The 2,507-nt window shown below is 47.5% G+C and carries 4 protein-coding genes; all 4 read left to right on the top strand.

Annotation, left to right across the window (positions count from 1 at the left end):
• The first annotated feature begins 332 nt into the window (after positions 1–332).
• Positions 333–656, top strand: coding sequence for a helix-turn-helix domain-containing protein (locus RJ60_RS14615; protein WP_099830179.1), 324 nt, complete (start codon positions 333–335; stop codon positions 654–656).
• A complete protein-coding gene (locus RJ60_RS14610) occupies positions 616–858 on the top strand; it encodes a helix-turn-helix transcriptional regulator (RefSeq protein ID WP_258006370.1) in 243 nt (80 codons plus the stop codon). The genes RJ60_RS14615 and RJ60_RS14610 overlap by 41 nt, the downstream gene beginning before the upstream one ends.
• 252 nt (positions 859–1,110) lie before the next feature.
• Positions 1,111–1,314: a four helix bundle protein gene (locus tag RJ60_RS14605; protein ID WP_180979983.1), complete on the top strand. Its 204-nt coding sequence runs from the start codon at positions 1,111–1,113 to the stop codon at positions 1,312–1,314.
• A gap of 186 nt (positions 1,315–1,500) precedes the next feature.
• Positions 1,501–2,169, top strand: coding sequence for a PD-(D/E)XK nuclease family protein (locus tag RJ60_RS14600; RefSeq protein ID WP_258006369.1), 669 nt, complete (start codon positions 1,501–1,503; stop codon positions 2,167–2,169).
• The last annotated feature ends 338 nt before the right edge of the window (positions 2,170–2,507 follow it).

The raw sequence follows: 2,507 nt of genomic DNA, 5'->3' as shown, positions 1-2,507 counted from the left end.
CCTTCTTCGCCTTCTTGGCACACCACAACTTGCAACTGCTCTTCTTCGTGGCCACGTGACAAGAGAATAACGTTAAATCTCTGTAAAAGCCAAGTACCTGATTCTCAGTCAAGGAATATGTTCAAAGCATTACGAAGGTCAAAACAAGCCGATTTGAGAAACATCCTTAAAAAGATTCTACTTTTTCGCGAAATTGTTACTCTCTATGATTCCCATGAATGCTCACTTTCATAACATTTTCTCTGGACTTTAGTCGTGTTTCTTGCTAGTATTTGATTGATGACCAAAGTCATTACGCAATACAATGAATCTATTATGTCGAAGGAGGTTAAATGTTGATCTTAAAGCGTCTAAGAAGAAATAAGGGACTGTCTATTCAGGAGGTCGCAGAGAGGCTTGGGATAAGCAGGCAGAAATACTCGAGGATCGAGAAGTCACCGGAAGAGCTGAAAGACTTCTTTCTCGCAGACAGAATAGCGAGCATATTCTCTATGCCTGTGGAGGTTCTCTTCGAACGCTTCAGCGTGAGAGTGTCGCCACTAACGCTTCCTGAAGAGATGGACGAAAGGAGGGATGCAAATAGAGATATTCAGAGAGGCACGCCATCGCAGTGGTTTGACTCAGAAGCAGCTGGCGGAAAGGGTCGGACTGAGTGAGAACTATATCTGCGCGATCGAAAACGGGAGGATTACCCCGCTGTTCAACAAGGCAGACAGGATTGCGAAGGAACTGGAAGTACCCGTTGAATTCCTGTTCACCTGTTATGTGAGACTTTCAAGGCTGCCAAGGTTCAAGGAACTCATGTATCTCTACAACCTGGGATACGACATTAGTCCGTATGAGATCGAGGAAGTGTGAGTGAGAACAGGTCAACCTTCGATGGTCCATCGTCCAAAGATCCGCGCTGGTCGCTTGCTAGGAGACGTTCACCGCTTGGAAGATCAATGCAACAATAAGAACAAGATCCCGTGCAGAGACATCACGGGATGACAGAATGAGGCCATTCAGGGATTATTAGCTTTCATGATTTGCGTCATTCTGACAAAACTCCTGGTCAGAATCTGGTTCTGATCTTGTCGGGAACAAACACTTGATATTGGGCAATGAAGTATGAATTGCTTTTCGGAGCGAATAGCGATCAGCGGGCAGCGCAAAGCGAATTTTCTGAACGAGACGGTTGCCCAGCTGGAGATTTCCTTTGAGTTTGGCTATATGAATCCAGATCAGCTTGAACTAATCGAGAAGAAGGCCGAAAGCATTAATAGAATGCTCTGGAAACTCCCCAAATCTCTTGAAAAATCGGAGGACCGATGACGGCTGACTGAGGACGGCTCTTCCAGCGTACAGCGATAAAGGTTTTTCCAGCGATCAGCGGGTTCATCGCTTTTAAGCGCACAGCGGTTCTTATGCAACTCACAACTTGGCACTTGCAACTGGTTTTCCCTTGCAACTTGCAACTCAGAACTTGCAACTGAACTAATGAAAGGAAGGTGATTCGCCATGAATCCGGCAGTAAAAAACGAGAACGGATCTCCTGCCAGAGATCCGCTCTCAATACAAAAAGCAAACTTGGAACATCTAAATACTATCACTTTCAGACGGGAAAGGTCTAATTCTGTTTACCCTTTTTGCAACAGTGATATTACTTCGGCAATTTCCGCAGAAGAAGCGTCAGGAAGAGGACAGAATTTCTTTTGTCCATACATTTCCAGGCAATTAGCTCCTGAGAAATCGGAGAACGGAGAACGGCTGACGGAGAACCGTCACCCGTTCCCCTTATCCTATTCCCGAATCAAAGCCTTCGTGGAATGCCCTCACAGGTTCTATCTACGCTATTTTGAAGGCCTGCCCGAAGCTCAGGGAGAGGGAAGAAAGCACAACGGGCTCATCTTGAGGGCGGTGTTCAACGCTTATCTCGGTAACTCTCCCACTCCCCTTCTCTTTGGAGAAAATCTCAAGAGGGATATGGAGCAGATAGAGTTCGGAGTTCAATTCCTCAAGAGCAAAGATGTTCTTGCCCTCAATATACCCTTCGCTCTAGACAGATTCTCCAATCCCGTGCCCTTTGATGAACCGGAAGTCGTGTTTAGGGGAAGAGCGCAGTGTCTTTACACTGCGCCGGGGTCGGAGGCCGGTGTGTGCCAAGAAGGCGAAGAAGGAAACTTCTAGCCATGCTTAATCGAAGATGAGGGAGGGCCCCTCGAAGCCGCCATGCAGGTGGAGGCTTCAAACCACCGTAAGCTGCTGTGGTAAAGAGCCATGGTAGTGAACGTTACGGGAAAAGGCGGGACAGCGATCCCGTCAGGTGAGTACCAGAGGAGACGAATACAAGTGAACCACCGTGAACGTGTCGTAACAACTACTAGTGTCATCTAAACCGGGGGGTGCAACTATCCCGGGATAAGTCTGGAGGAAACCTGCTTACTGTCCAGATGGTGACCGGCATATAGGTGGCGTGACCCTGGTACAGGCTTCGATTAGGAACTTGGGAACCTGGATCTGGATGT

The organism is Mesotoga sp. B105.6.4 (assembly GCF_002896535.1).
Taxonomy (GTDB): Bacteria; Thermotogota; Thermotogae; order Petrotogales; family Kosmotogaceae; genus Mesotoga.
Note: the sequence above shows the minus strand (reverse complement) of the source record. Positions and strands in the feature narration are given on the sequence as shown.

What these genes read in the sequence shown, in the direction of transcription:
- RJ60_RS14615 (WP_099830179.1), top strand. Translation starts at nt 333, where the DNA reads ATGTTGATCTTAAAGCGTCTAAGAAGAAATAAGGGACTGTCTATTCAG.
- RJ60_RS14605 (WP_180979983.1), top strand. Translation starts at nt 1,111, where the DNA reads ATGAATTGCTTTTCGGAGCGAATAGCGATCAGCGGGCAGCGCAAAGCG.
- RJ60_RS14600 (WP_258006369.1), top strand. Translation starts at nt 1,501, where the DNA reads ATGAATCCGGCAGTAAAAAACGAGAACGGATCTCCTGCCAGAGATCCG.